Origin of the sequence: Winogradskyella sp. (genome assembly GCF_965656915.1) — a bacterium.
GTDB lineage: Bacteria > Bacteroidota > Bacteroidia > Flavobacteriales > Flavobacteriaceae > Winogradskyella.
Genome location: NZ_CBFHMI010000100.1, coordinates 1 through 3,518, shown reverse-complemented (window position 1 = coordinate 3,518; position 3,518 = coordinate 1). Strand labels below are relative to the sequence as shown.

Genomic DNA, 3,518 nt, shown 5'->3' with positions numbered 1-3,518 from the left:
TAATCGTGGGCGTAGATATTCCAGGTGAATTATGTGTAATAGTTCACAATTAAAATCTACAATTAAATAATATTATTTGACTTAAAATTAAGAATTATAAAAGATAAAATGTTGTGGAAAAACCACACTTTTTAGAATATTTGTGTTAATTTTTCTAAAATTATTGAAGATAAATTATCTAATAGGTAAAAATGTTATATTATTCTCAATTTTTGAATTTAGCAGCGACCCAAGTGTTTTTAATAATTTTTTCTTCGAAATCAAGCCTATGATCAATACAACTTGTAGTTATTAAATCCAGGTCATCTTCATAAAAACCGCTCAAAAAAAGATTTCCATTTGGGTTTAAGCATTCTGCGTATTTAGGTATATCAGCCAATAATATGTTTCTATTAATATTCGCAATTATAATGTCATACTTTTTACCGTCTAGCAGCTTAACATCTCCTTCGTAAACAGAAATATTATTGCACTTATTTCTTTCTACATTTTCTAAACTATTGAGGTAACACCAATTATCTATATCAATTGCATCTAGTTTAGTGGCTCCTACTTTTTCGGCTAGAATAGCTAAAACACCTGTTCCACAACCCATATCCAACACTGATTTATTCTTAAAATCATTCTTTAGAATATGCTGAATCATCATATGTGTGGTTTCATGGTGCCCAGTACCAAAACTCATTTTTGGCTCAATTACTAAATCATATTTCGTATTTGGTTTATTATGAAAAGGTGCACGTACTGTTACTAAATCATCAACAACAATAGGTTCAAAATTCTTCTCCCACTCCTCATTCCAATTGGTTTGTTCTATTTCATTGAACTCATAAGTTATTTTAAACTCATCTGAACTTAGGATATGAACATCCTCTAAAATAAATGCACTCCACTCCTCTTTTTGAATATAAGCTGTAAGACCTTCATCATTTTCAACAAAACTCTCAAAACCAGCATAACCAAGTTCTGCTATCAATATTTCTGTCGCCGGCTGTAAAGGATCAACTTTAAACTCGTAGCTTATGTATGTAGAATTAGACATTCTTAAAATGCGTTCACTATAGCGAAGAAATCTTCGGCATTTAATGACGCACCACCAATTAAACCTCCATCAACATCTGGCTTTCCAAATATTTCCTTAGCATTATTTGGCTTCACACTACCTCCATACAAAATAGAAACTTCATCCGCTACTTCATTACCATATGTATTCTCTAAAGTCTTTCTAATAAATGCGTGCATATCTTGCGCCTGATCTGGAGTTGCAGTTTCACCAGTACCAATTGCCCAAACAGGTTCGTATGCTAAAATGATATTTTTAAATACGTCTGCTTCAAGATGAAAAAGTGCATTTTTGATTTGATTTTCTACTACAGTTTCTTCGTTACCAGCTTTACGATCTGCCAACTCTTCTCCAAAGCAGAATATTACTTTCATTTCATTAGCCAATGCCGTATCCACTTTTTTCGCTAAATCTTGATCTGTTTCGTTATAGTAAGCACGTCTTTCACTATGACCTAAAATCACAGTCTTAATCCCGATACTCTTTAACATACCCGCACTTATTTCACCTGTATAAGCACCATTTTCTGAGAAATGCATATTCTGCGCAACAACCTCAATATCATCTTGTCGTGTAGATTCAAAAGCGTGCCATAAGTTGGTAAAAGTTGGTGCAATCATTACTTCTGCATCAGAAGTTTTAGTTTGTTTCTTAAGGTCAGAGATTAATGATTTTGTTTGTATTAAACCGTTATTCATTTTCCAGTTGCCTGCAACTATATGTTTTCTCATAATGCTATATGTTTATATTCTATTTTAAGATTACAAAAATAAGACATTAATGAAGAAGGGAGCTTGATAATTATTATCTATTTATTAAGACAACTTCACTCTAGGGTCTAACCAAGCATAGATAATATCTACAAAGATATTAATTGTGATAAATACTATGGCTATAACTACAACTGAGCCCATTATAACAGGCAAGTCTAACGTATTCAATGCATTTACAATTTCTTTTCCCAGTCCATTCCAGCCAAAAATATACTCCACAAATACAGCACCAGCAAGCATAGACGCAAACCAGCCAGAAATTGCTGTAACTACCGGATTAAGTGCGTTTTTTACCGCATGATTTTTTATGACCTTTAATTCACTTAGTCCTTTTGCTCTTGCTGTTCTTATAAAATCTTGATTTAAAACATCCAATAATGAATTACGTATCAGCTGGATAACAACTGCCAAAGGTCGTATGCCCAAAACAACAGCTGGAAGTATTAAATTCTTCCATTTTATAGTCATTTTTTCACCAAAATCATCTAACTCATATAAACTACCTGTCATTTCGAGATTGGTATATTTATGTAACACAAAACCAAACAACCATGCAAATAAAATGGCGCTAAAAAAGGACGGTACACTCATGCCTAAAGTACTAAGGATTTGAATTGTTTTATCTAACCAGGTGTCTTTATACAATGCCGAAACGATTCCAAGTAGAATTCCAAGTATAATAGCTATGACTATTGCTGATACAGCCAATACAAAAGTGTTAGGAATAGTTTCACCTATAACCTGAGTTACTTTTTTACCTTGTTTTGTAAAAGATTCTCTTAAGTATGGTGATTTTAACACTGTAGTCGTGTTACCAATACTGAATAGTTCGGTAGCAGTGTATTTATTAGGACTTAGATGTGTATAATCTCCTTCGGTCGTTGAATGAAATGATAATGGTGACAAATCATTTAAGTAGTATAAAAATTGGGTTCCAACAGGTTTATCAAAACCATACTTCTTCTTAACAGCTTCTACCTGTTCTTCAGTTTGATTTTGCCCTAACATCATTTTTGCAGGATCTCCTGGTAGGATTGTAAATAAAAAGAAAATGACCGTAACAACACCGATTAAGGTGATAAAAGCATAGAGTAGTTTATTTAAAAAATAATTGATCACATTAAAGTTCTATGTCCTCTATATCATTCCAATGTGCTTTGTTAATCACAGTACCCTTATTTAAAATTACAATACCAGGATTAGAACGTACAATAGTTTTTATGACTTTCTCATCACATAAATAAATGTCAAAATTCAAATTATAAACCGATTTTAACTGCTCCTTATCTTCTCTTCCTGAAGACGTTAAACCAATAACCGTGTAACCCTTTTTAATAGCTTCCTCAGTAAATGATTTTAGTTTAGCTACACCCATTTCTTCTGCTTTTGAAATGTCGTACATTGCTATCATTACAAGATTTTCTTTTTCAAGGAAATAAGTTGTTAGATCTTCATCATCAGATTCTATTGAAAAATCTTGTATTGGTGGAATATATCCTTCATCAATAGTCTTTGTTTCAACACCAACGAATTCACCATCTGTGTTAGGTGAACTGCCATTAGTTACAAACTCCTTATCCTCACCATTAACATTATACGTCCAAGTATATTCAATTATTGGTTTTGCTGCATCCTCTGGAATTGTCATTTGTTCCTGTAAGTTATTGCCAATTTTATAAGCT

3 protein-coding genes and 1 pseudogene are annotated in these 3,518 nt (G+C 32.4%); all 4 read right to left on the bottom strand.

What is annotated here, in order from left to right; all coding sequences use genetic code 11:
* Positions 1-205: 205 nt before the first annotated feature.
* On the bottom strand, positions 206-1,042 hold the full coding sequence (gene prmA / locus ACTG3Y_RS13330) for a 50S ribosomal protein L11 methyltransferase (protein ID WP_439153411.1): 837 nt from the start codon (positions 1,040-1,042) through the stop codon (positions 206-208).
* 2 nt (positions 1,043-1,044) lie between these two features.
* Positions 1,045-1,794, bottom strand: a complete 750-nt coding sequence (tpiA, locus tag ACTG3Y_RS13325; protein ID WP_439153410.1) for a triose-phosphate isomerase — start codon at positions 1,792-1,794, stop codon at positions 1,045-1,047.
* An 84-nt stretch (positions 1,795-1,878) separates the two neighbouring features.
* A complete protein-coding gene (locus tag ACTG3Y_RS13320) occupies positions 1,879-2,955 on the bottom strand; it encodes an ABC transporter permease (RefSeq protein WP_439153409.1) in 1,077 nt (358 codons plus the stop codon).
* Between the two features lies 1 nt (position 2,956).
* Positions 2,957-3,518: pseudogene (locus ACTG3Y_RS13315) on the bottom strand (DoxX family protein); the annotation flags it as partial.